General features: G+C 45.7%; 22 protein-coding genes. 13 read left to right on the forward strand and 9 right to left on the reverse strand.

Annotated elements, in window-relative coordinates; genetic code table 11:
- Nucleotides 1–12 precede the first annotated feature (12 nt).
- A complete protein-coding gene (locus tag IAQ59_RS14830) occupies nt 13–735 on the reverse strand; it encodes a ComEA family DNA-binding protein (protein ID WP_209331604.1) in 723 nt (240 codons plus the stop codon).
- Nucleotides 736–935: 200 nt separating this feature from the next.
- Here IAQ59_RS14830 and hemA (IAQ59_RS14835) point away from each other — a divergent pair, with 200 nt between their 5' ends.
- Nucleotides 936–2,210 (forward strand): glutamyl-tRNA reductase, encoded by a 1,275-nt coding sequence (gene hemA, locus IAQ59_RS14835; protein WP_209331605.1) that lies wholly within the window; start codon nt 936–938, stop codon nt 2,208–2,210.
- A 119-nt stretch (nt 2,211–2,329) separates the two neighbouring features.
- On the forward strand, nt 2,330–3,904 hold the full coding sequence (locus tag IAQ59_RS14840) for a WG repeat-containing protein (RefSeq protein ID WP_209331606.1): 1,575 nt from the start codon (nt 2,330–2,332) through the stop codon (nt 3,902–3,904).
- Between the two features lie 581 nt (nt 3,905–4,485).
- On the opposite strand, the gene hemA (IAQ59_RS14845) is transcribed toward IAQ59_RS14840, so the two are convergent.
- From hemA (IAQ59_RS14845) to IAQ59_RS14865, 5 genes are all read right to left on the reverse strand, one after another.
- Nucleotides 4,486–5,724, reverse strand: a complete 1,239-nt coding sequence (hemA, locus tag IAQ59_RS14845; RefSeq protein ID WP_209331607.1) for a glutamyl-tRNA reductase — start codon at nt 5,722–5,724, stop codon at nt 4,486–4,488.
- Between the two features lie 105 nt (nt 5,725–5,829).
- The gene (locus IAQ59_RS14850; RefSeq protein WP_209331608.1) at nt 5,830–6,900 is read right to left on the reverse strand and encodes a globin family protein; all 1,071 of its coding nucleotides are present in this window, start codon (nt 6,898–6,900) and stop codon (nt 5,830–5,832) included.
- 27 nt (nt 6,901–6,927) lie between these two features.
- Nucleotides 6,928–7,356, reverse strand: a complete 429-nt coding sequence (locus IAQ59_RS14855; protein WP_209331609.1) for a hypothetical protein — start codon at nt 7,354–7,356, stop codon at nt 6,928–6,930.
- 149 nt (nt 7,357–7,505) lie between these two features.
- Nucleotides 7,506–8,378 carry a lysylphosphatidylglycerol synthase transmembrane domain-containing protein gene (locus tag IAQ59_RS14860; protein WP_209331610.1) on the reverse strand — a complete coding sequence of 291 codons (873 nt, stop codon included), beginning with the start codon at nt 8,376–8,378 and terminating at the stop codon, nt 7,506–7,508.
- A complete protein-coding gene (locus IAQ59_RS14865) occupies nt 8,371–9,312 on the reverse strand; it encodes a glycosyltransferase family 2 protein (protein ID WP_209331611.1) in 942 nt (313 codons plus the stop codon). Before IAQ59_RS14865 ends, IAQ59_RS14860 begins: the two co-directional genes overlap by 8 nt.
- 201 nt (nt 9,313–9,513) lie before the next feature.
- On the opposite strand from IAQ59_RS14865, the gene IAQ59_RS14870 reads away from it, so the two are divergent.
- The 11 genes from IAQ59_RS14870 (at nt 9,514) to IAQ59_RS14920 (ending at nt 23,599) form a co-directional block, all read left to right on the forward strand.
- Nucleotides 9,514–10,653 (forward strand): Gfo/Idh/MocA family protein, encoded by a 1,140-nt coding sequence (locus tag IAQ59_RS14870; protein ID WP_209331612.1) that lies wholly within the window; start codon nt 9,514–9,516, stop codon nt 10,651–10,653.
- Between the two features lie 72 nt (nt 10,654–10,725).
- On the forward strand, nt 10,726–11,628 hold the full coding sequence (xerD, locus tag IAQ59_RS14875) for a site-specific tyrosine recombinase XerD (RefSeq protein ID WP_209331613.1): 903 nt from the start codon (nt 10,726–10,728) through the stop codon (nt 11,626–11,628).
- A gap of 133 nt (nt 11,629–11,761) precedes the next feature.
- Nucleotides 11,762–12,811 carry a quinone-dependent dihydroorotate dehydrogenase gene (locus IAQ59_RS14880; protein ID WP_209331614.1) on the forward strand — a complete coding sequence of 350 codons (1,050 nt, stop codon included), beginning with the start codon at nt 11,762–11,764 and terminating at the stop codon, nt 12,809–12,811.
- A gap of 49 nt (nt 12,812–12,860) precedes the next feature.
- Nucleotides 12,861–15,341: an FtsK/SpoIIIE family DNA translocase gene (locus IAQ59_RS14885; protein ID WP_209331615.1), complete on the forward strand. Its 2,481-nt coding sequence runs from the start codon at nt 12,861–12,863 to the stop codon at nt 15,339–15,341.
- A gap of 20 nt (nt 15,342–15,361) precedes the next feature.
- Nucleotides 15,362–16,015, forward strand: a complete 654-nt coding sequence (lolA1, locus tag IAQ59_RS14890; protein ID WP_209331616.1) for an outer membrane lipoprotein periplasmic chaperone LolA1 — start codon at nt 15,362–15,364, stop codon at nt 16,013–16,015.
- 35 nt (nt 16,016–16,050) lie between these two features.
- The gene (gene pyrF, locus IAQ59_RS14895; protein ID WP_209331617.1) at nt 16,051–16,866 is read left to right on the forward strand and encodes an orotidine-5'-phosphate decarboxylase; all 816 of its coding nucleotides are present in this window, start codon (nt 16,051–16,053) and stop codon (nt 16,864–16,866) included.
- Between the two features lie 125 nt (nt 16,867–16,991).
- A complete protein-coding gene (locus tag IAQ59_RS14900; protein WP_209331618.1) occupies nt 16,992–18,314 on the forward strand; it encodes a DUF2851 family protein in 1,323 nt (440 codons plus the stop codon).
- 52 nt (nt 18,315–18,366) lie between these two features.
- Nucleotides 18,367–19,002: an acetyltransferase gene (locus tag IAQ59_RS14905; protein WP_209331619.1), complete on the forward strand. Its 636-nt coding sequence runs from the start codon at nt 18,367–18,369 to the stop codon at nt 19,000–19,002.
- Nucleotides 19,003–19,064: 62 nt separating this feature from the next.
- Nucleotides 19,065–20,054, forward strand: a complete 990-nt coding sequence (gene trhO, locus IAQ59_RS14910; protein WP_209331620.1) for an oxygen-dependent tRNA uridine(34) hydroxylase TrhO — start codon at nt 19,065–19,067, stop codon at nt 20,052–20,054.
- Nucleotides 20,041–20,895, forward strand: coding sequence for a nucleoside phosphorylase (locus IAQ59_RS14915; RefSeq protein ID WP_209331621.1), 855 nt, complete (start codon nt 20,041–20,043; stop codon nt 20,893–20,895). Before trhO ends, IAQ59_RS14915 begins: the two co-directional genes overlap by 14 nt.
- A 280-nt stretch (nt 20,896–21,175) precedes the next feature.
- Nucleotides 21,176–23,599 carry a TonB-dependent receptor gene (locus IAQ59_RS14920; protein ID WP_209331622.1) on the forward strand — a complete coding sequence of 808 codons (2,424 nt, stop codon included), beginning with the start codon at nt 21,176–21,178 and terminating at the stop codon, nt 23,597–23,599.
- Nucleotides 23,600–23,638: 39 nt separating this feature from the next.
- Here IAQ59_RS14920 and IAQ59_RS14925 read toward each other — a convergent pair whose 3' ends face one another.
- The 3 genes from IAQ59_RS14925 to IAQ59_RS14935 form a co-directional block, all read right to left on the reverse strand.
- Nucleotides 23,639–25,537, reverse strand: a complete 1,899-nt coding sequence (locus IAQ59_RS14925; protein WP_209331623.1) for an ABC-F family ATP-binding cassette domain-containing protein — start codon at nt 25,535–25,537, stop codon at nt 23,639–23,641.
- 143 nt (nt 25,538–25,680) lie between these two features.
- A complete protein-coding gene (locus tag IAQ59_RS14930) occupies nt 25,681–26,004 on the reverse strand; it encodes a hypothetical protein (protein ID WP_209331624.1) in 324 nt (107 codons plus the stop codon).
- A 57-nt stretch (nt 26,005–26,061) separates the two neighbouring features.
- Nucleotides 26,062–26,251 (reverse strand): hypothetical protein (locus IAQ59_RS14935; protein WP_209331625.1); only part of this gene is annotated, 190 nt, incomplete at its 5' end.

Consider the following 26,251-nt stretch of genomic DNA (forward strand, 5'->3'; position numbering starts at 1 on the left):
GAAAAATAAAAATTAAAACGCCATATAGGGAATGAGTCGGTTCACCCATTCCTCGGTAAAAATTTTGATATTCAAAAGATCCTCCGGCCTGGAAAAAGGACCATGCTGATTTCGGTACGCATAGATTACCTTGGCTTCACTGTTTCCGATGTAAGGATGCCGCGCAAGCTCCCTAGCTGTCAATTCGTTCATGGCAAGTTTTTCCCGAACTAATGGAGTAAATGGAAACATTTCGTATATCTTGACTGCCAACTCTTCGGTGACTCCATACACCTCCAACAGCTGACCGGCATCGTAAAAGCCACCCAAGCGATCCCTATATTTTATAATTCGGGAGGAAATAACAGGGCCCACTCCGGAAACTGCCTGCAAAAGGATAGAGTCGGCTTGATGAAACGCTACCACGTTTAAGGCTGGTGCCGGTGGTTTGGTAAATTGCCGCTTTGTGGTCTTGGAGGTGTCTTGTGAAAATGAGGTATTTACTGCTTCACGGGTAGCGAATTCGCCAATGACCGCAATGGCTTCGGAATCCTGTTCCAGCCTATCGGCAATGGCCTGTGCCTCGGCAACGTAACTTGCATACCGATTCTTCTCCGCATGCTGAAAAATTTTAGCTAAGATGCCCGGCACAAAATATAAAGTGACAAGAACCGGAAAGACCAAAAAAAAACCTCTGGATTCCCTTCTTGAAAAGCCAAAATACATCCTTAGAAAGCGAAATACGGCTCGTTTCATGGTTAATGACCAAGAGTACGTCGAAATTTACATTGTAGGGAATTTTTTTACAACATTTAGCCTTATATTTCCTACACATGAAGGAAAAAAAATAATCGAGGCAAATTATTTAGACGCCTTCTAAATTAGAGTACCGAAGCGGGATTAGTTTACTTCGTCCTAATTCTGTGATAAATTTGCCGATAAGATCAGTAGTCAGCATGCAAAATAAGTTTCGAGCGTTAAGTTTATCCTATAAAAGTGCACCTGTAGAAACGAGAGAGCTTTTATCCCTTGATGAAAGTTCCTCAAGAGAATTGCTGGTTAAACTGAAGGAATTCTTTAGTGTGACAGATACATTGATTTTGTCTACCTGTAACCGTACTGAGATTTATTATTCCCATGAACTGGATCTATCTATTGAGATCATCAAGTTAATGGGGGTAGAACGAGGATTGGCCAATCCTGTTTCCTACTTGCAGTACTTTGAAATCTTCAACGACGATCAGGATGCCATTAATCACTTGTTTCGGGTGGCGATAGGATTGGAGGCGCAAGTGATCGGTGACATGCAAATTGCCAATCAGGTAAAACGTGCTTATCAAACCTCCGCCGATTTAGAAATGGCAGGACCATTTTTGCATCGATTAATGCACACGATCTTTTTTACCAACAAGCGGGTAGTGCAGGAAACTGCCTTTCGCGATGGCGCGGCATCCGTATCGTACGCTGCGGTTGAATTGATTGAAGAACTTACTTCCAATACACTTAATCCCCGCATTCTGCTGATTGGCTTGGGAGAAATTGGCGAAGATGTAGCCAAAAACATGGTGCATATCCCATCTGCCGTGGTTACCGTTGCCAATCGCACATTTGATAAGGCGAGGGAACTCGGAGAGGAGTATGGATTTCAGGTGATTCCATTTGAGGATGTGTACAAGGCCATAAACGAGGCAGATGTGGTGGTTTCTTCTATCATGAAGTCCGAACCCTTCATTACCAAAGGATTTGTACAGGGATTAGATATACAAAGCTATAAGCTTTTTGTAGATCTTTCCGTCCCTAGAAGCATTGACACCTCCATAGAGGATGTACCTGGTGCTTTGCTTTATAATGTAGATAATATCAAAAGCAAAGCAAGTGAAACCCTTGAAAAACGTATAGCTTCCATTCCTACGGTAGAATCGATTATTTCAGAGAGCATCGCCGAATTTTATAATTGGAAAAAAGAAATGATGGTTTCTCCCACCATCAATAAGTTAAAAAATGCGTTAGAGCAAATAAGGCAGGAAGAACTTGAACGACATTTAAAAAACGCTAATCCAAAGGAATTTGCCATTATTGACAAAATCACCAAGAGCATGATGCAAAAGATCATTAAAATTCCGGTCGTTCAGCTGCGTGCCGCTTGTCAGCGAGACCAAGCGGAAAGTATGATTGACTTGATCACCGATCTTTTTGACTTGGAAAAGACCGGCGAAAGGGAAAATCATTAGGCAAACCGCAATATCCTTCACCAATCAATTTTTTATTTTCTCAGGATACCTTAGGACGGTGGTTGAAAAGACAGATGAATTCTCTATTTTTACCCACCCTGACAAAGTGTCCTTAAATTATGAAAATTCCAAAAACCAATTTCATTTTTCTTTTTTGCTTCGGTTTCCTGAATCTTAACTTCACCCTTCAGGGTCAGACCTGGGAGATTTACAATTCAGACTACAAATTACTCAGGAAGATTGAGAACGGCGACCTGAATTATTTAGGCAACTCCCTGAGGGTAAACATGCAAAATAATCAAGTAAGCCTCCTCAGTCAGGACTACGAGGAATTTTTCACCTTAAAAGATGTAACGCTACACCAATTTCTCGAGCCGTGGGTCATTGTCTCAAAAGGCACTAATTTTGGGGCTTTGCATGAATACGGAGACATGGTATTTGAACCTGAATTTGAGCATATTGAGTCCTATTTTAACCTGCTAATGGGCAAGAAAGGCCCCATGTTTCATGTATACGATAGAGGCACAAAGCAAACCCGAACTTTCGGACCCTATGAATCCGCCCGACTTGCCCGCAATGGCCAGTTGATTGCCAAAACACCCCAAGGTTATCTATTGCCATTTTCTTCGGAGCCGGATAGGATGTTCTTGGAGCTGGAGGATGTGTCCGAGGATGTAATCATTTCAAAAGAACCCACCGGATATGGACTCATCAACAGAGACGGGAAATACATCCTCGATCCCATTATTGACACCATGGAATACCTAGGCGACAACCATTTTTTCGCTCATGATGGCAGCCAATATATGCTTATAAAAGCCCAAACGAATACCGCTGATATCAAATACACCAGCTACCATCGCATTGCCTTGGAAAATGGCACACTGCTCGAGTACATCCATGGAAAGCTCCGGAGGATTATGAAAAAAGACGGAATCCTGCTAGATATCGTGGGCATGACGGAGGTGAAAATCGAAGAAGGAAACCATTACAACGTCTACTTCCGGGATCAGAAGCTCGGATTGTTGGGACCTGCCGGCAAATGGGAAGTGCAACCTACCACAAATGTCAGCCGAATTCTTCCAGGAAACCAAGGCCTTTATGGTGCCTTGGTTGGTGGTAAATACGGATTTATAAACGCCTCCGGGCAGCTGGTCATTCCAGCTCAATTTGATGAGGTAAAGAGATTTTCCGATGGCCTTGCTGCTACCAGAAGCGGATTTGCGTGGGGCTTTGTGAACCTGAACGGCGATAGCGTCGTCCCCCATCGCTACGATAAAACCGGTGACTTTTTCAGAGGCCTGGCGATCGTCTATCAAGGCGGCAAAGCAAACCTAGTCGATCAGGAAGGAAAGGAACTCCTACCCGAATTTTACGACCGAATCAGCTTAACGACCGATAATTATTACCTGACGGAGAAAGATGGTAAATACGGGTTGATAAACCCTATGGGTGTGGAAATCAAGGCTCCGATCTTCGATGAACTACGACGGGAGGCATACGATCAGATCCTCATACGGCAAAATGATAAATACGGAATCATGCGGGAAAATGGCGATTTTTCCTTGCCGCTATTCTACAGCACCATTCTTTTTGACGATACCAATAAAAAAATCTTGGCCGGTCACCAAGAGGTGTTACAGGCTGAAGCACCCGGGGAAGGGAGAAAAAAATCCTCCCGAAAACCAAAGTAATCGACGAATTTAGCGCTTATACGCAAGATCCGTTGATTACTTCAGCACCTTCTGATTTAATTTCAAACTACTTTCTTCGCGTAAAGACCCCGGAAAAGGTCAACCCGATTGCATTGGCAGAATAGTTCCCGCCAAATTCGTCCTAGTAATTCATATTGGTGTAAGAAAGACCTATTGCCTTGTAAGCAAACTCGAAAAAAGGATCGGATGCATTTCCTAGTGCGAAATTTTCACCCAGACCCATCTCTGTCAATGTCTTTACTGAAAATAATCGCTTGAGTAAAGCTCACACGCTGGAAGACAGTCCCTTCATGCCCCGTGTGAATCCGTTTCGACTGCAAATCCCATTTCCAACCCTCAGTTAATTAGCCTACGAAAAAGCAATTCGTGAATCAAACGAAGTTTAACTCAACTGGAACGAAAAAATGCCCCGAAGAACTACCAACGGGGCTATCCAACTCACTATCCCACCAAAAAATATCTCACCATTTTTTCACTGTTTCCATGATTGCCAATCATCGTCTATTCTGCCGGGTATGGATAACTACGTGAGGTCGCCACTACTTGGATTCTCAGGTACCTCATCTTTTAATTTTTCCTTCTCTCATAATTTCACAAACACTGCTTAGATAAAATTCCTTTTCCCTAGAATCAGTCGCCTGTTTTACCAAAAACACAAACTGCTTAAGTATTGTATTCACCTCCCTTTCCACCTCTACACTGGTTCGTACTTGGTAAAGCCTTTGCCCAGATCCTTTTGTCTGGAATAGGTAATTCTTCAGTTGCTTTAGAATCTGCAGGTACTGATAGTCTGCTTTCCATTCCACATAATTCTGCAAGTATTCTTTCAGTATTCGCTTCACATCCGAGACACTGGAAGCCTTTAGCCGCCGAGCACCTTCGGTCACTTCGCGAATGTGATCCATGCTTAAACACACCACCTCCACGCGCTCATTGACAAGGGGATCAATGGTCCGAGGCAGCGATAAATCCACCATCATGGTAAAATTTGTTTGTTCTTGTCCTTGCACCATTTGATCTGTAATGACATACCCCGGCGAGTGGATAGCTGAAAACACCATGTCATAACTACCTAGCTGGTCCGGCAATTCGGCCAAATTCCGTACCTGGCCCGGTATACCTTGGGCCTGGAAAAAATCAGAGGCTTTTGCAAGACTTCGATTGTAAACCGTCAGATCCCGAACGCCTCGTGACACCAAGTGCCTTACCAGTTGTTCCCCCATCTGCCCATATCCGATCACTGCCACCCGCGGTGAAGCAAAAATCGACAGGTATTCCGAAACCATTTGCACAGCAGCATGGGGCACAGAACTAAGGTGCATTCTAAATCCCGTCTCATTGGCTATGCGCTTATTGGCAGAAAACAGAAGCTGTATCAACCGATGCAAAAAGGGTCCCACGGTTGCCTCATTACATGCCAGACCATAAGCCTTTTTTAGCTGATTACTCAGGTGGGTGTCTCCAAGAATCTGTGAACGTAGCCCCACAGCTACCTCTCCAACGTACATTAAGCTACTGTCCTGATCGCGGATCACTCTAAATACCCTATGAACCACTTCAACCGTTGATTTTTTTGCTTGGGCGATTACTTCAAAAACAGCAGCCACTTGCTCCAGCTGCATCCATGCGATGATTTCGGTTCGGTTGCAGGTGGACAAAATCATCCACTCCTGCATCACACCCCTACCTGTAGCCAACTGATTAAAGAACTTTACAGCAGTTTCGTCAAAGGAGAACTTTTCCCGAATAGCGATCTCGGCATCTTGATATGTCACGCTAAATACGATAAGTTGATTCATTGCGCTTTGGGATAATAATAAAAGGGAACTGATTGGTGAAAAAGAATCAGGGAGATAGATTAGGCCCTACGGTAATGCATAGGGCCCGATATTTTCCGTGACCCCTTAAGCTTGAATGATCGCTCCTCTTAGTCCGCCACTGTTAAGAATCGCCCCAAACTCCTGGATAACCTCCATTGGAACACCGTTTTCCAGTGCCCCCTCCACTACCGCCTCCACAAACAAGTCATAATCCGTCGCAGTAATCCTACCTGTCATTCGGGCATTTACCTCAGGATTATGTGCATCGGCCATGTTCAATCCCTCGTAGGCAATTTGCCGAGACCCGATATTTGCAGCGAGAAAATCGCTGAAATCCGTCACCAAACCCTGAAATCCAGAAAGATCTCCATCCCCTACCTCTGCGAGAAGTACCGAAAAATAGGGCTGTAGGTCATTGTATTTTCCACCTTTATTTGTAGCAATCACGAGTACCGTGCTGGTAACCACCTTACGAAGAGCCAAATACCCTGCTTCCACATACTCCCCCTGACGATCTGGATCCTCGATCATTCCCGAACCACCAAGCCTGGTATAGAGGTCAAGCTGCTCTTCAGCCCCACGCTGCACAATTGGATCACGCAGTGATTCCAAAAGCTGCCCAACCGGACCGATAACATCCGGTGAGGTAATGCCCGCCTGGGCAGCTCCAGCCACCACTGCTTGGATAAAAAGATCGTAATCACTGTCATTGATCAATCCGTTCATACGCGGATTTCTGTTGGGGTCATGGGCATCTCCCATGCTTAGCCCATCGTACATAATATTACTTGCACCGGTGGCCTGCGCCAGCAAATCCGTAAAATCAGTTACCAGAGTAGAGAATCCAGAGGTCTCACCCCTACCGACTTCTGCCAAAAGAACACTGAAATATGGCTGTAAATCGTCGTAGACCCCTCCGTCGTTTGTAGCGATTTCCATTACGGTGTTGGTCACGACTGTCCTCAAATTCAAATAGCCCTGCTCTATTTGCTGACCGGGATTGTCCGGGTCATTTACTCTAGCATCCCCTCCCAACTGCGCTGCATAAAAGCTGGCATTCGTCTCAGGCATCGTATCCGCTACTTGATCGACATTACACGCTGCCAGCCATAAAAAGGTAAACCCTGCCATGAATATTCTTGTTGTTTGTCCCATTGTCTTGTTAGTTTGGTTTAAATTGATTTATCTTTTGTTTAATAAATGCTCAAAGAACTCACCTAATCGAAAGATGAAAGAATCCTGACTAATGGCTGGGCAACTACTTGCCAACTCCTCGGCACTGGGATGATACCGGTAGGCGTAGACCTGAAACTGTTCCTCCACAAAGTGAATGATGGCATCAGATGACCATTTTTTTTGTTCGTATAGGCATATAAAGAACCGCGCTTCTGCATTGACCCGAACGTCCTTTATGCCCCCTTGGGCTTTTAGTTTATCGGAAAATACCGCCTGAGCCTCCCCATCCAGTTCCTGCTCAAAAATAAATTTGCCCATGGCAAACGCTGGTCCCTTATGATCTATACCTTTGTTGACCAAGTAAATATGTGCCGCCAACGCGGTCACGGACACTCCCGCCAAAACCAATACCCAAATTACAACCCGCTTTATCATTATGTCATTTTCTAATTTTGAAAGGACATACGAAGTGAACCTGCCAACTGGATTTCTGCTAGTAAAAAAAAGATGATTTTTTGCTCCAAAGAATTAATTCAGCCACCGATCAGGACATTCCCTACGGCCAAAAACATGCCCAAAAGTTATTAAGTCCCTTGATTATCAAGACTCTCTTCGTCAAACCTAAAGAAGATACCGCTCAGAGATGAAACAGCGGCAATTACAAAAAAAACCACACTAAAGGCCACAGCGGCATTCTTATCTATTCCCACATACCCATGTGCATACACGAACACCAGTTCCCGGGCGCCTACGCCTCCTATCGTCAAAGGCAACACGGAAATAATACTTGAAATCAAAAAAACCAACAAGTAGGTGGGTTCATGATCGTAAATCCCGAGAGATCTGAGAATAAAAAATGCACTGAAAAGTTGCAATACCTGATTCAATGTAGAATAAGCCGTAGTAGAAAAAATACTGCCCATAAAATTCTTAAAAAACAACATCATGATTAAATATAGCGCTAGGATGACCGACGCCATTCCAACCGAGCCCATCACCCATTGGGATACCGGGAAAGGCCAATCTAGCTCTACGAAGACTAGGAGTGCAAATAATAAAAAAACCAACACCGCCAATCCATTTCCCCGGTCCAATACCACTGCTTGAATAAGCGGTTTCACCGGAACCTGAAAACGCCGCTTGAGCAGATAAACCTTGTATCCATCACCACCTATTCCCCCTGGCAAAAAGAGGTTGTAAAACATACCAATGGCATACAGCTTGACATTTTGCCATTCGGGCAGGAATATCCCAATATCTCTGAAATAGCCATTTAAGCGAAATGCGCAGAATACCTTGGATGCAATGTAAAACAGAAGAGCGAGCCCAAGCCAGCCAAAATTGACCTCTCTGATCACTTCCCACGTCGTTTGGGCATCGATTTTGGAAAGCACTAAGTAAATCGCTATCGCCGTCAAGAGCAACTTGACGAGTAGTTTGACGGGCTTACTATTCACCTTTGAATATTTCTTTGACCCGATAGGTCTTTTTATCCTGAGATTCGAAATAGGTTCGCACGATGATCTCGGCGATAATACCGGTAGTAATTAACTGAATCCCACCCAGCAAAAGAATAAAACCCACCAACAATATGGGGCGTCCCCAGATATCCTCTCCTAAGATTTTCAGTATGAGCAAGTACGCATTTACCAATACTCCTAGGAAAAACGCCAGTAAACCTACCGTCCCAAAAACATGGATGGGACGCTGAAAATACTTTTGGAAGAAAAGCATGAGGATCAGATCCGCCATCACTTTAAAGGTCCTCCCTATGCCATAGTTTGACTGCCCATGTATCCGAGGATGGTGTTTTACAGCTACCTCTGTCATCTTGGCTCCTTGTTGCTTTGCCAGCACGGGAATAAACCGGTGCAACTCTCCATATAAGCCCATATGCTGGGCAATATGTGACTTATATACCCGCAGGGTACATCCGTAATCAGAGAGGTACACTTTGGTGGTATTTCTTATTACCCAGTTGGCAATTTTACTTGGCACTTTTCGAAGCACAAAACCGTCTTTTCGGTTTGCCCTTCTACCTGCCACCACATCCCAATTTTCAGATTTGGCTTTTTCCAACATCATGGGAATATCACTGGGATCATTTTGCAAATCCCCGTCCATAGTAGCCAAATACCGGCCTTTCGCTTGGTCTATGCCCGCAGCCAAAGCAGTGGTCTGGCCATAGTTTCGATTAAAAATCAACAGCGAAGTACGCTTATTTGCCAACCGCTTTACTTCGCTAACGGTACCGTCAATGGAGCCATCATCGACGATAATGAGTTCGTAATCCAAGTGCTTAAGAGCGCTATATATAGCCTGCAATAATGGCTGAATATTTTTTTCTTCGTTATATACTGTAACTACAACTGAAATCTCCGGTGTGGGCATAAAAATAAATTTCTGTAAAATTAGGCTATTTTAAAGGGGTAGACAAATGCAAACCCCGCAAAGGTACATCTATTGGTAAGAACGAACACGCCGGGTCTGTTGAACGGAGGCATATTTTTAGTATATTGACGTTTTTATCGGACATATGGAATACCGGTAAAAAGCTATCAAACCTTTGTTAACCGATAACCAATACTACCCATGAAATCAAACAAACGCAGAGATGCTCTCAAAACAATGGCGGTAGGCAGCGGCCTGGCCCTATTGACACCCGGTATCCTGGTCTCCTGCACACAAAAGACCGAAAAGACAGCAGCAGAAGGAGATACGCCTCCTACTAAAAAAAGTAAGGTTGGGGTGGCGCTCGTCGGACTGGGGTATTATAGTACAGACCTGCTAGCACCCGCGTTGCAACTCACCGAAAACTGCTACCTCGCCGGAATCGTGACAGGAACACCCTCCAAGGCATCGGCCTGGAAAGAAAAATACGGCATTCCGGACAAAAACATTTACAACTACGATAATTTCGACAGCATCAAAGACAACGCTGATATTGATGCCATCTACGTCGTGTTACCTCCTTCCATGCACGAAGAATATGTTATCCGCGCTGCAAATGCAGGCAAACACGTCTGGTGCGAAAAGCCCATGGCGGTTACGTCCCAAGAATGTCAAAACATGATCGACGCCTGCAAAAAGAATGGCGTGCAACTTACCATTGGATACCGGCTTCATCATGAGCCAAATACGCAGGAATACCGAAAAATCATCAACGAGGGCAAGCTAGGCAAAGTCAAGAGCCTAAAATGTGCCGCAGGATACCGTGAAAACCGCACCGACCACTGGAAGCAAAAAAAGGAAATGGGAGGTGGCGTGATTTACGACATGGGAGTATACTCCATTCAAGGCGCCCGCTGTGGAACCGGAATGGAGCCAATCGCCGTTGTTTCGGCAAAAACAACATCCACTCGCCCTGACATTTATCAAGATGGCCTTGCGGACGTTGTAGAGGCCGTGCTGGAGTTTCCCGGAGGCGTGATGGCGGAAATCAAAACGAGTTTTGCCGAAAACACCAATTTCCTAACTGTTGAATGCGAAGATGGAACCCTCGCCATGGAGCCTTTCTCTGGTTACGCCGGCGTGAAAGGTACAAGTCCCCTGGGTGAAATCAATCATCCCTATGAAGTCCCCATGCAGCAAGCCATGCAGATGGACAACGATGCCAAATCGATTTTGGAAAATACGGCTGTTAGGGTACCCGGGGAAGAAGGCCTACGGGATATCCGCATCGTGGAGGCTATCTTAAAAAGTGCGGAAACAGGTAACAGGGTTTCCCTGTAATACCCTTAGCAAAATCAGCTAAAAAGGGGTCCGGTTTATTTACCGGACCTTTTTCTTTTATACATTTGACATATGAACGAGTGGGAGAAAGAAATTCGGGCGTTCGAATACTACCTTAAAATTGAACGATCGCTCAGTACAAATTCGATCTTGGCGTATCGTCAAGATGTCGAAAAGCTTTCCCGCTTTATCCAAAATGGGTATCCCCATGTCGCTCCAAAAGATATCCGCATTGAACATCTTCGCCCTTTTATAGCCACGCTGGCCGACTTGCAAATTTCCGAGTTTAGCCACGCCCGCATCCTTTCAGGAATAAAAGCCTTTTTCAACTACCTAGTATACGAAGATAAAATTACGGAAAACCCCGCCCAGCTCCTGGAATCGCCAAAACTCTCCCGAAAACTGCCAGAAACACTTAACTACGAAGAAATCGTACGGCTGCTGGAAATGATCCCTTTGGGAAGTCCGGAAGGGCACCGAAACCGAGCCATGCTAGAGGTACTCTATAGTTCAGGCCTTCGTGTATCCGAATTGGTTAATTTAAAGGTAAACCAGATTTATGAAGAGATCGGGTTTTTACAGATTTTGGGAAAAGGAAATAAAGAGCGACTTGTCCCTGTAGGTACCGATGCAAAAAAATACCTGAACTTATACCTAAAAGAGGTCAGACACCTGCAGCCTGTGGCGAAAGGGCACGAAGACTTTGTATTTCTGAACCGTAGAGGAAAAAAATTGACGCGTGTGATGGTCTTTTTGATCATCAAAAAACTCGCCGCAGAGGCGGGTATCCGCAAGCGCATCAGCCCGCACACGTTTCGCCATAGTTTTGCCACCCATTTGGTAGAAGGAGGCGCTGATCTTCGGGCCGTGCAGGACATGCTAGGACACGAGAGCATAACCACCACCGAGATTTATACCCACCTGGACAGGGATTATCTGCGCCAAGTGCTGAATGAATTTCATCCTCGGAGATAGCCAACAATAAGCAACTGATTACAAGTACTTTTTACCCATCCCCGGATTTGACAATCGATATTATTTAGCCACGGCGTTAACCCTTTTTCACATTAAAACCATAATTTAGCAACTTGAAAAAACCTGAGCCCCCGTGTATAAATCAATCATCAAGCCCATACTATTTCTTCAGTCTCCGGAAAAAATCCACGAAATCACCTTTTCTTGGATCCGAAAAACCTTTGGGCTGCCCATCATTGGATGGATTATTGAGCGAATGTACCGATTTGAAAACCCGTCATTGGAACGGGAGGTTTTTGGCATCAAGTTCAGAAATCCAGTTGGCCTTGCCGCGGGGTTTGATAAGGATGCAAAAGTCATTGACGACATGGCAAAGCTAGGCTTCGGGTTTATTGAGATTGGCACCTTGACACCAAAAGGACAGGAAGGCAATGCAAAACCTCGCTTGTTTCGCTTACCCTCAGATGAAGGCCTCATCAATCGAATGGGATTCAACAACGGTGGTGTTGAGAAAGCGGTAAAACGGCTTAAAAAGAGAAAATCGAGCATTGTGATCGGTGGCAACATCGGTAAAAACAAGGTAACTCCAAACGAGGATGCCGTAGGCGACTACCTGTATTGCCTGGAGGCGCTACATGCGCACGTGGATTATTTCGTAGTAAATGTGAGTTCCCCGAATACCCCAAACCTGCGTGAATTGCAGGAAAAAGAGCCTTTAAAAAAACTGCTCACCGAAGTAAAAAGCGCAAATGACCAAAAAGAGAATCCGAAGCCTATCTTGTTAAAAATTGCCCCGGACCTTACCAATGGTCAGCTCGATGATATCGTGGAAATCGTTTTGGAGACGGGCATAGACGGACTCATCGCCACCAACACTACGCTAAACCGGAGCAACCTCAGCACCGATCGCCAACAATTGGAAACCATTGGAGCCGGAGGAGTCAGTGGCAGGCCACTAAGGGAAAGAAGTACTGAAATCATTCGATACATTTCCGGAAAAAGCGGGGGAAAGTTTCCGATTATTGGCGTTGGAGGCATATTTTCCCCGGAGGATGCCTTGGAAAAGCTGCAGGCTGGCGCGTCCTTGGTCCAGATCTACACGGGCATGATCTATGAGGGTCCCTGCTTGGTAAAAAAAATAAAACAGGGCTTGTCCCGTTTTTATCAGAAGTCACCTAATTAACATTGAAATTTTGCTTACTTTAAGCTGAAAGTGTACAAACTGGGAATAAATGGCTGCTAACACCTATAAAAAAAGCACTTTTAACAAGAATTCAAAAGGATCTACGGGTCAAAAAACGACACCCAGAAGGTTCCGTTTAGCCTTTTTAAAGGACAAACGCTGGGTGGTTGCGGCTGGAGTATTGTTGATTTTTGCCTCCGTCTTTTTTACGTTGGCTTTCTTGAGTTATCTTTTCTCGGGACAAGCCGATCAAAGCGTGGTGGTCAGCAACGAGGGTGTACCTGTGTTTACAAGGCTAGGAGAGGTGGAAAACTGGCTAGGTTACACAGGGGCTTGGATTGCCCACCAGTTTATTTTCCGATGGTTTGGATTGGGTGCGTTATTTTTTCCACCGTTTCTATTTCTAGTGGGCTTTAGGCTATCGTTCAAAAAAAGCCTGATGTCCTTGTCCCGCTTCAGTGTATTTGCCCTATTTTTTGTTTGTTGGTTAGCCCTTTTGTTGGGGTACGTGGTCCATTTGATGGATGGTGTCAGTTACCTAGGATTTCTCAGTGGTGGCCTAGGATACGAACTGGCGTTGTTGGCAGACGGCTTTTTGGGTTGGGGAACCCTAATTATCATCTTTGCCTCCTTGCTAATATTTATCATCTTCTTCTACGACATTGACCGGCTTAGTTGGTTTCACGACTCCCAAAAAGGAAGTACGTTGGACGGCAGCGATAACGATATTTCGGCTGTCAACAGAAGTAGATACTCCGAAAAACCCCCCATGGAAGAGGAAGCGGGCTTGGAGGAAGAAGAACTCGGCCAAGAAGCATTGAATGAAATCCCCGACGAGTCCACATGGAAGGTACACACCAACGAAGTTGCTCCTGTCCAGAAAGATAAAGACACTTCCGTGCGATTAGACCCCACTCCCCAAAAAAAGCAGGAAGCGGAGGAAACGAACGAAACGGCATCAGACCGATTTTCTGTCGAGGTTCCGCAAGGAACGGAAAAAACTGCGGACAAAGTGGAGAATCTTTCTCCTTACGATCCAACATTGGATCTGCCTAACTACCAGTATCCCACGTTGGATCTACTGAACGAGCACGATCAGCAGCGGGTAACGGTAAGCCGACAAGAATTAGAGGAGAACAAAAATAAGATCGTGGAAACCCTAGTCAACTTCAAGATAGGTATCCAGGAAATAAAGGCGACGATTGGCCCCACGGTTACCCTCTATGAGATCATTCCAGATCCCGGCGTAAAAATCAGTAAAATCAAAAACCTAGAGGATGACATTGCACTGAGTTTGGCGGCGCTGGGAATACGTATCATTGCACCGATTCCCGGCAAGGGTACCATAGGCATTGAAGTACCCAACAAAAACCGGGAACTCGTGGCAGCCCGTTCGGTATTGGGAACGGAAAAATTCATGCGCAGCGACAAGGACCTGCCCGTAGCACTTGGGAAGACTATCTCCAACGAAGTGTTTGTGGTAGATCTGGCCAAAATGCCCCACCTACTGATGGCGGGGGCCACCGGTCAGGGAAAATCCGTCGGACTGAACATGATCCTGGCGTCATTGATTTACAAAAAGCATCCTTCCCAGCTCAAACTGGTATTGGTAGATCCCAAAAAAGTAGAGCTCACGCTGTTCAACAAGATTGAAAGGCACTTCTTGGCCAAGCTCCCGAATGCCGATGAAGCTATCATCACAGACACCAAAAAAGTCATTTACACACTGAATTCCCTGTGTATAGAGATGGACAATCGGTACGATTTACTGAAAGACGCCGGTTGCAGAAATCTAAAAGAATACAATGACAAGTTTGTTGCACGAAAGCTAAACCCTGAGAAAGGACATCAGTTTATGCCCTATATTGTCTTGGTAATAGACGAGTTGGCAGACCTGATGATGACTGCGGGAAAGGAAATTGAAGGGCCCATTGCGCGCTTGGCGCAGCTTGCCAGGGCCATCGGAATCCATTTAGTGGTCGCTACACAGCGTCCTTCCGTAAATGTGATCACAGGTATTATCAAAGCAAATTTCCCGGCCAGGCTTTCTTTTCGGGTAACCTCCAAAATCGACAGCCGCACCATTTTGGATGCGGGGGGCGCGGAGCAATTGATCGGCATGGGTGATATGTTGCTTTCCATGGGCTCGGATGTGATCCGCTTGCAATGTGCATTCTTGGACACCCCCGAAGTGGGCCGGGTCTGCGATTGGATTGGTGAGCAAAGGGGATACAGCGACGCATACCTACTACCAGAGTTTGTCGGTGAAGATGGAGATGGCGGGGTCGGTGATATCGACTTAGAGGATCGTGACCCCTTGTTTGACGATGCGGCGCGCCTGATCGTAAGACATCAGCAAGGCAGCACGTCGCTGATTCAGCGTAAGCTCAAGCTGGGGTATAATCGTGCCGGAAGGATCGTGGATCAATTGGAAGCAGCCGGAATTGTGGGCCCCTTCGAAGGCAGCAAAGCCAGAGAGGTTCTCATTCAGGACGAAACTAGTTTGGAACAATTATTGAATAGCCTATAACAATTAAGTAACCCGTAAAGATGTTGAAATCAGTTATTTTACTCAGTTTCCTGACCACAGCCGTGATGCTGGACCTTCTCGGGCAGACCGACCAACGTGCCCAAACTATTTTAACCGAGGTCAGCGAGCGTTACCAGGAGCTAAACGGATTTAAAGCTACCTTTGAATACTCCTACTCCACCGATACGGAGGGCGTGATCCAAACAAATACCGGAGAGGTTTCCGTTAAGGGAGACAAATACCGCTTGGTACTGGATGATCAGGAAATTTATAACGATGGCAATACCGTTTGGACCTATATTAAATCCAGCAAATACGAAGAAGTGACTATCAACAGTGTCGATAAAGACAGTGATGAGCTTACCCCTTCCAATATTTACACCATCTATCAGCGGGGTTATGCCTCCAAATTGTTGGGGGAAAAAACCATGGATCGAAAGCCTGTTTACGAAATCCTACTCACCACAGATAAAAAAGGCTCGCAATTTAAGGAGGTCAAACTGTATATCGAGAAAAACCAAAAAGACCTGCTAGCCTGGGAGATCAAAGATGATGTGGGTGGCATTTTCCTATACAAATTCAAGGAGGTACGTAAGAATGAGCTCCTCCCAAACGAATACTTTGTATTTGATTTAAACGCGAATAGCAAAGTCGAGGTGATCGACCTTCGCTGATTGAGCAACACCTATTAGACAGAACTTTTCGACCTATGAATAAGAATCAGTTAATTGCCCAAATTCGGGAGAAACAGTCCTACCTATGCGTTGGCTTGGATCCGAGTATGGAAAAAATACCTGCCCATTTGCAGAAGGAAAAAGACCCCTTCTTTGCATTTAATAGAGCAATAATCGATGCAACGATCGATTACGCCGTTGCTTACAAACCCAATACCGCTTTCTATGAGGCCCTGGGCACTAGGGGGTGGGAGAGTCTGGAAAAAACGTTGGACTACCTCCCCTCCTCTGTCTTGAAAATTGCGGATGCAAAACGCGGAGATATAGGCAATACCTCAAACCTGTATGCCAAGGCCTTTTTCGATACGCTGCAAGCCGATGCGGTCACCGTTGCACCGTACATGGGCAAAGATAGCGTCACACCGTTTCTGGGATTTGAAGATAAATGGGTCATCCTGCTTGCACTTACTTCCAACGAAGGAAGTACTGATTTTCAACTATTTAGTAACCAAGGTGGCAGACAGCTTTTTGAAGAAGTCTTACTTAAAAGCAGAGATTGGGGAACACCGGAGAACATGATGTATGTAGTGGGAGCTACCCGAGGGGAAAAGATCGCAGAAGTGCGAAAGTTAATTCCCGAGCATTTTCTTTTGGTTCCGGGAGTCGGTGCACAGGGCGGATCCCTACAGGACGTGGCGCTGCATGGGATGAACTCAGAAGTGGGCCTTTTGGTCAATTCCTCAAGGGGTATCATCTACGCCTCATCGGATAGAGATTTTGCCCAAGCTGCCGAAAAAGAAGCGCTCAAACTTCGGAATGAAATGGCCGACTCCTTGCAGAAAATCAGGTAAAAGCATGCGTAATATCCTTTATACCAAGTAAAAAGAAATAGGCTGCGCAAGATTTTTTGCACAGCCCTTCTTTTGCTTAAAAAAATTTTTTCATACCTTAATGGAGCGCTTTTAACCAACTTTTTATGGCAAATTTTCACGAAGACTTTCTTCATCTGGTCTGGAAATACCAGTACTTCGACAAAAGGCAGTGTGTGTCCGAAGACCATGCCGAGCTTCAGATACTCAAGATTGGATACCAAAACCATCACGAGGGTCCTGATTTCAAAGAAGCTCATATACGTATAGGCAACGTGGATTATTTTGGCCATGTAGAAATCCATCTCAAGTCTTCTGATTGGAAAGCCCACGACCACCAGCATGATCCTGCCTACAATAGTGTGATACTCCATGTAGTATGGGAACACGATGTGGAAATCCAACGAAAAGATGGGACGACCATCCCTACATTAGCCCTTAGCGGAAAGGTGTATTTGGACGTGGTTCGTAATTACGAACGTCTTCTCTCCTCACCCAGCCACATCCTCTGCAGTGGACAGCTGGAAAGTGTTCCTGATATCCTGAAGTTTTCCATGCTGGAAAAATCTTTGATCGAACGAATGGAAGAGAAAAGCCTCAAGGTCTTGGAATTGCTCGCGGAAAACAAGCAAGACTGGGAGGAAACTACCTACCAATGGCTCTTTTGGTGCTTTGGTTTCAAAACCAATCAACAGGCCATGCTCAAACTCGCCAAAAGCCTCCCCTACAAGCTGATCAAACGACACAGTGACCGACATGTGGCACAGGAAGCCCTGCTTTTTGGCCAATCGGGACTCTTAAGTGGCTACAGCGAAGGACTATTTACACCGGGAACTGCTGACGGCTACGTGGATAGCCTGGTGAGAGAATACCAGTTCTACCGACAGAAATACGGGCTAAGCCCTCAGCTATATCCCTCCGAATGGAAGTTTATGGGCGTTCGGCCCGCCAACTACCCAACGATTCGTTTGGCCCAATTGGCCGCACTGCTATCCAATAGTCCCCATATATTTTCCCAAGTGATACATGAAACGAGCGGTCTGAGTGATTTTTCGGCCATATTCCAACTCACAGTCTCTCCATATTGGCACAGCCATTACCATTTTGGAAAGCTTTCTGAAAAGTACTCCAAACGATCCGTAACTTCCGGAACCTTGTCACTGCTAGCTATGAATTTCATGATTCCTCTTTGGTATGCCTATGGCAAATTTATGGACAACCTAGACTGGCAGGAAAAATGCTTCGGTATGCTTCAGGAAATCCCCGCCGAATCCAACTCGGTGACCGGTAAATTCGAAAAGGTAGGCTGGAAACCAGTACAGGCATTCGACTCGCAGGGAATGATCGGCTTATATAATCACTACTGCAAGGGAAGAAAATGCTTGGACTGTAAAGTAGGGCAGTCCCTGCTTCGACCATCCGGGAAATGAATATTGCTTCCGAGCTCTTTTTGCCGTAATTTTGCATGCTTAAAAGAACCGCATGGAAAAACCCGTCATCATCTTAGGAGCGAAAGGGATCGCACATCCCGCACTGGAGATCTTCAATAGCCACAATGTGATCGTTTACGGCTTCTTGGACGAAGATGAATCCATGCATCAAAAAGAAATCAACCATGTGTCTGTGCTGGGTAGTACAGAAGATGATGGGTTCCTAAAGCTTATTGGGAAAAAATGTGAAGCATTCGTGGCCGTAGACGACCCAAGTCACCGAAAGTATTTGGTAAAGTTGCTCAACGAACGTCGAAAAATGCAACCTATCAATGCGGTACATAAAGCAGCCTATATTTCTACGGACGCTGCCATAGGTCATGGAAATTTTATCAACGCCAAAGTAGCATTGGGAACCGGGTCCGTGATTGGCAGCCACTGCATTTTCCACTCAGGTGCGCTATTGGAGCATTTAGTAGAAGTAGCTGACTACGTACAGGTAGGAGCAGGTAGCATCATCAATTCCGGGGTTAAAATCGAAGAAGGCGCATTCATAGGTTCTGGTGCCATCATCGTATCTGGCGTTAGAATCGGTAAAAATGCCCGGGTAGGGGCCGGTTCCCTAGTCATCGCTGATGTAGAGGACGAAGCCACTGTATTCGGAAATCCCGCTAAAAAACTGGAATAAAGTTAACCAAAGTCATCCAAATCGAATCACCTAAACACCCTGCTTGAAACAGGGCTTACGTCATGGAAAACGAGAAATACCTCATTCTGCTCTATTATTGTTACGCGCAAATTCAAGACCCTGAAGCGTACAGAGAGGAGCATCATTTATTTTGTATTGAAAACAATATTAGGGGCAGAATTATCGTATCCTCCGAAGGTCTAAATGGCACCGTATCGGGCCTAGAGGCTGACTGCCAACGGTACATGGACTACGTCAAATCAGACCCCCGCTTTGCTGATACCGAATTTAAAATCGATACCCACGATCAGCATGCATTTGCTAAAATCCATGTGCGGGCCAAAGATGAAATCGTGCATTCCGGTCTGAAACACCTCAATCCGAGGGAAAAAACAGGCAAGCACCTCGAACCCTTGGAATTCAAAGCGATGAAAGACCGGGAAGATGTGGTGATTCTGGATGTGCGCTCCGACTACGAACACAAGCTGGGCCACTTCAAGAATGCACTTCGGCTAGATATAGAGAACTTCCGGGATTTTCCTGAAAAAGTCAAAGAACTCGCCCACTTAAAAAACAAGAAAATTCTCACCTACTGCACTGGGGGCATCAAGTGTGAGAAGGCCTCTGCCTTTTTGCTGGATCAAGGCTTCGAAGACGTGTACCAACTCCATGGGGGGATCATTAAATACGGGATGGAAGCAGGAGGAGAGGACTTTGAAGGAAAGTGTTACGTCTTCGACAATCGGGTGGCAGTAGATGTAAACCAAGTGAATCCTACGGTGGTCTCTACCTGCTATGTTTGCGGTACCAAATCGGATCGCATGGTAAACTGTGCCAATCCCGTATGCAACATTCATGTTCCGATATGTGAGTCCTGTGGCTGGGAATACCAAGGTGCCTGTTCTACTGAATGCATCGAACACCCAGAAAAAAGGCCCTACGATGGCACCGGTTACTACCAAAAAAATACGGTAGGATACAATCCTTACAAAGGCTTTTACCGGAAGTCTGACAAGCCCACTACTCCCTGTCAGGCCAATGCCAATTCCTGAATCTGAACTGATCATAAATAGGGACGGAAGCATCTATCACCTGCACCTAAAGCCTGAACACCTCTCCGACCGTATTATTACGGTCGGAGATCCCGATCGTGTCCCCTTGGTCTCGCAGTATTTTGACGAGATCATCTACTCGGGCAGGAAGCGTGAGTTCGTGACCCACACTGGTTATTACAAAGGAAAACTATTTTCCGTCATTAGCACCGGTATGGGTACCGACAATATCGAAATCCTCATGACAGAACTTGACGCACTCGTCAATGTGGACTTGGTAACCCGAATTGCTAGACAGGAACATACTACATTGAAAATAGTGCGGGTAGGGACATCAGGAAGTCTCCAAGCGGATGTTCCAGTAGACAGCCTCCTGGCATCCACCTTTGGAGTAGGATTGGATTCGCTGATGACCTTCTATCCCATCCAATACAATGCTTACGAATCACACATTGCCACCGAGGTGCAAACTTGTCTACAATTACCCTTCAAACCCTATTGTGTCAAAGGTTCCGAATACCTACTTAGTCGCTTAGCCAATAACCTGCTGCAGGGCATGACGGTTACCTGTCCCGGCTTTTTTGCCCCACAGGGAAGGGAGGTCCGTATCAAACCCGCCCTCCCGGACATGATGAGTACCTTATCAAAACTTTCATTCGAACAGAACCGGCTAACGAACTTTGAAATGGAAACAGCCGGCTACTATGCCATGGGCCGTATGCTCGGTCACGAAGTCCTTAGCCTAAATGCCATTGTGGCCAATAGGATTGAAAGAACGTTTTCCGAACAGGCTGACGAGGTAATAGACAGGCTGATTTTACACACATTGGAAAATTTTTAAGCGTCATTTCGACAATAATTTTACCTTTCCCTTTACTTATTCACCGTTCATCCGGCTGCACTTTTTCTTCAAATAATAGCCTTCAATACCGAGCTCTACGGTACATTAATTGTATATACACATATATCAAACAATTTGATTTATAAGGGGTTTTAACATTACATGGGGGTAATAACAGTAACTTTTGTGGGTGACCTTCTGCATTCTGATCTCCCAAGTGTAGCCTCTTATTGTTAGCCGATTGGATGACAATAGTCTGTTTAGCCGAAATTTTAATGCCATGATCAAATTTACGTATTTCTTAATCCTTTTTTTCACGCTGTCCCAAGTCCAAGCCCAAGACGTTTCCCTCCGTGGAAAGGTCATCGAAGAAAGCAGTGGTCAAGGGTTGGAATTTGCAAATATAGCCCTCCTCTCCCAATTGGATTCTTCGGTAATTACAGGAGGTATGAGTGACCTGGACGGAACCTTTGATTTCGAAGCCAAACCCGGGCAATACATCCTTCGAGTAGGTTTTATTGGCTACGAAAGCCACTTTCAAAACCTAACGTTGGGGGAGCGCCGAAATGTTAACTTAGGAGTCATTAAACTTGTAACGGACGCCGCAAATCTCCAGGAAGTGGTGGTAGAGGGCGTCAACTCCATCTTTGAATCCGACATCGACAAGCGAAGATACGATGTAGAAAACAGTGTGGTCGCAGAAGGCGCAACGGCATCAGAACTACTGGAAACCCTACCCTCCATCCAAGTGGACGACGAGGGGGGTATCAGTATGCGTGGCAGTGGCGATATTTTAATCTACATCAATGGCCGTCCTTCCAATCTTTCGGGAGACGATGCGGAATCAATCTTGGCCCAATTCCCCGCAAACAGTATCAAGAGCGTGGAGCTGATCACCAACCCTTCCTCTCGGTACGATGCCGCCGGTGTGGGAGGAATTATTAATATCATCTTAAAAAAGAACGAAAAAACTGGTCTCAATGGCCAGGTAAATGTGTCAGCAGGTACGAGAGATAAGTACAATGCAGGAGTAAATCTAAATTACGGCGCAGGAAAAGTCAACTACTACGGTTCCTACAATTATCAAGACCGGAGAACTTTTAGAGAATCGGACGCATTCCGCGAAAATCGGATAAATGGCATTTCGCCATTTTTGGATCAGGATTCCTACGGCGAACGATTCGACAGCAACCACTTGATTCGGGCTGGCATAGACTACAATATCACTGAAAACCAAACCTTTGGCCTTTATGCGCAGGGTAACTTTCGGGACCGAACCGGATTCAACAACCTCAACCAACGCAGCCTTAACAGCCTAAATCAGCAGGACAGCCTATTTGTTCGAAATCAAAACGATACCCGCGAAAGCTTTAATGCGGAAACCGGTGTAAACTACAATTGGGATATCGATACACTGGGGCAACGGTTATTCACCTCACTATCCTATTCCAGAGACGAACGTACCCAAGTAGAAAACTACGAACAGTTGTTTTTCAATGAATCAAACGAAGCCGTTCCTGCAAACAATCTACAGCAGATCAACACCGTCCCGCAGACAAGTGACCTCTACGTTCTTCAGTTGGATTACATCAAGCCATTTCCAGATGGAGGTAGCCTAGAAACCGGATTGAAGGGTACGTTCTCCCTCTGGGATCGGAGTCAGGAATTTATGCAGGGCGACCAAAACAACGCATTCATCCCAACACCCATTGACTCCATCAGCGACGGCTTTATATTTGACGAAGAGGTATATGCCGCTTACGTGAGTTATCGAAACCGCATGGGAAAAGTGGGATTTCAAGGGGGACTTCGGGGAGAATATACCGAGACAACCGGTACGCAAGCAAGCCGATCGGAACCTTTTGTCAATAACTACTTCAACCTGTTTCCGAGCCTTTACCTATCCTATGAGTTGGGCCAAGAGCATGAATTTACCGCAAACTACAGCCGAAGGATCAGCAGGCCCAACATGTGGTCACTATCACCTTTGTATCGAGTGCGTGACCTGTTAAATCTGAGTGTGGGCAACCCATTTCTGCAGCCCGAATTTACCGATAGCTATGAATTTGGCTACATGAAAGGCTTTGAAAAATTTCTTTTTAATGCCACGGTGTATCACCGTGTGTCCACTAACGTTCACACCCGGGTCATACGGCTTACCGACAACAATGTAGCCATACAAACGAGGGAAAACGCCCTTCGCAGAAATGCGACCGGCCTGGAGGTTATCAACCAAATGCAATTGGCCAACTGGTGGGATGCCACGGTATCGGGAAATTTCTTCTATTCAGAGATCATTGGCAACAATATCGAACAGGGCTTTAACAACAGCAACTACAGCTGGACGGTTAGTTTGCTTTCCAACATGGCCATACCTAACCTCTTCACCTTTCAGGTACAGGGAAATTACCGGGGCCCAATCGTGCTGCCACAGGGTCAAATCGAACCGTATTGGGGATTGAACGCCGGTATTCGCAAAAACGTCCTTGATGACAAAGGCACCATTAGTCTCAATGTAAGTGATATCTTCAATACAGGAATCTTCCGGATCACCAATGAAGATAATCGGTTCGTACAGGAGCGCGTTTACAACCGGGAAACTCGGATTGGAACGATCGCATTTACCTACCGATTTGGAGGATTCAAGGAGAAAAGCAACGGCGGTCGAGACCGAGATGATGATTTTGACGACGGAGATTTTTAGACCGAAACTTTTAAGGCATCGTTAAACTGGAGGGAGGGGTCACTCAATCCCATCCAGTTCGCTTAGTTCCAGCCATCTGATTTCCAGTGTGCCAATTTCATCTTCTAGTTGCTGCATTGCCGTTGAGAGTTCCAAGAGGCGGGTATGGTTTTCACCTACTGAGCTTAGTTCACCCACCAATTCCTCCTTTTTCTGCGTGAGCTCTTCTAGCGACTGCGTGATTGCTTCAAATTCTTTCACCTCTTTGAAGCTGGCTTTTCTAGCCGAACCGGAGGAGGAAGATGATGTCTCTATAGCCTTTTCCGGCTCCGAAGTACGCTTTACGTCTTTGGCTTCAGTTCGCTGTTCCTTTTGGTACTCTCGTAAATCGGTGTAGTTGCCGGGGAAATCGCTTACAACTCCTTCACCCTCGAACACAAAGATATGTTCTACCAACCGGTCCATAAAATACCGATCGTGGGACACAATGAGTAGACAGCCCGGAAACTGATCCAAAAAATCCTCGAGCGTATTCAGGGTAACGATATCTAAGTCGTTCGTAGGCTCATCCAAAATAAGGAAATTTGGACTTTTGATCAGTATCATCAACAATTGAAGACGCCGTTTTTCTCCACCACTTAGCTTGCCCACAGGCGTATGCTGCTGCTTGGGTGGAAACCCAAATTGGGTCAAAAACTGACTTACGGTGATCGTACTCCCTCCCGCCAATGTCACTACTTCGGCAACATCCTTCACGATATCAATTAGCTTCTTGGTGTCATCAAAAGCCGTCTCCTCCTGACGATAATAACCAAATGCCGTAGTCTCTCCGATGCTGATACTTCCGCTGTCAGGAGCTGCTTCTCCGGTAAGAAGCTTTAAAAACGTTGTTTTCCCGGCACCGTTTGGCCCCACAATGCCGATTCGGTCTCCCCGTTTGAAGGTATAACTAAACTTATCGAGAATCTGCTTGTCTTCGTAGGATTTGGAAAGGTCCTCGATTTCGATGATCTTCTTGCCGAGACGGCTGGTCTTTACCTCTAAGGTAACTTCCCGTTCGTCCTTTTTACGAAAAGCCTTTTCCTTGGTGTTCTCAAAGGCATCCACTCGGTATTTGGCCTTAGTACCCCTAGCTTTGGGTTGCCTTCGTATCCAATCCAGCTCCTTTTTGTAAAGGCTCTTAGCCTTTTCCTGCTCGGAAAGTTCTACCTGCTTTCGTTCCTCCTTTTTTTCCAAAAAATAGCTATAGCTACCCGCATACCGAAATATCCGGCTATCATCGAGCTCCAAAATCTGATTGGTCACCTTTTCCAGGAAATACCGGTCGTGGGTCACCATTAGGAGGGATAGATTGGCTTTAGAAAGGTACTCCTCCAGCCATTCGATCGTTTCCAAATCCAAGTGGTTTGTCGGTTCGTCTAGTAGCATTAGATCGGGCCGCTCCAGGATCGCTTTGGCTAAAGCCACCCGCTTCCGCTGCCCACCACTTAACTCCTGTACAGAAATACCGGTATCATGGAGCCCAAGCTTTCCCAATACTTCATTCACTTGAAATTCATAGTCCCAGGCTTGAAGGGCATCCATTCTTTCAAAAATCGACTGAAGTTTATCCTGATTATCATTACCCCGCTGAGACGCCAGCATTTCTTGCTGGTAAGCTTTGATGACCTGCAAGGTCTCATTGGTGGTATCCTCAAAAAGTGCCTGCAATATGGTCAAGCCTTGTCCAAAAACGGGATTTTGATTGACATAGGATACTTTCACCCCTTGCTTCACAGCGACCGTGCCGGCATCCGGCACCTCTACCCCCATTATAATTTTCATGAGCGTGGATTTACCCGCGCCATTTATACCCACAAGGGCCACTTTTTGCCCCTGATCGATTCCAAAAGAAATTTGTTGGAAGAGCACCCGCTCCCCGTACGACTTCGTTAGTCCCTCTACTGATAGGTAATTCATGGGGGCAAAATTAACCAAAACTTTGCCAGCAAATACCGTTTTCTCATTATTTCATGTTTGTATCGCAATTTTTCAGCGATCACAACTTGTCCCAGATTATCGGGGGGAATCTCGCTTGAAAGATAGACCCTATTAAATCACGACTACTCCTTGCTCGATTTCATCAGTGCATTGATCGCGTTTCCTAACGCCTGAAAGGCTTCCTTGAGGTATTTCAGTGATTCACTTACTCGCGGCTCCACCTCTTCGCGCGCACCTTGGTATTTTTCTTTGTAGTAGGCCTTGCGTTCCTCAAATTCCTTCTCCAAAGAATCCCGCTTTCCCTTCAACTCCTCAATCTTTTCCTCGATCTCATCCCGCAACTCCGCAGAAGCTTCCGCCCCCTTTTCAATAAGGTGTTCGATCTTCTTCCCTACATCTTGCAGGATTTTTTCTATTTCTTCGAATGATTTGTCAGTTTTTTCCATATCCCAGTCTTTTTTAACGGATGAAAAGCCTACGAAATATAGGTAAGAACAACGGTTTTAGCTAGGAAAAAGCGAATGGGGATTTTGAAAGAACATACTTGCCGGATAGTAGACACGTATGTTGCACGATGTATTGGGATGCGGAAGAAAAAAAGAGACAATTCCCTCTTTGTCCAACCCTACCAATCTTCGCTTAAACGCAAAAAAGCCCTTCGATTTCACGAAGGGCTTTTCAATAATGTGGCGG

Source organism: Lunatimonas salinarum (genome assembly GCF_017811155.1).
Classification (GTDB): Bacteria; Bacteroidota; Bacteroidia; order Cytophagales; family Cyclobacteriaceae; genus Lunatimonas; species Lunatimonas salinarum.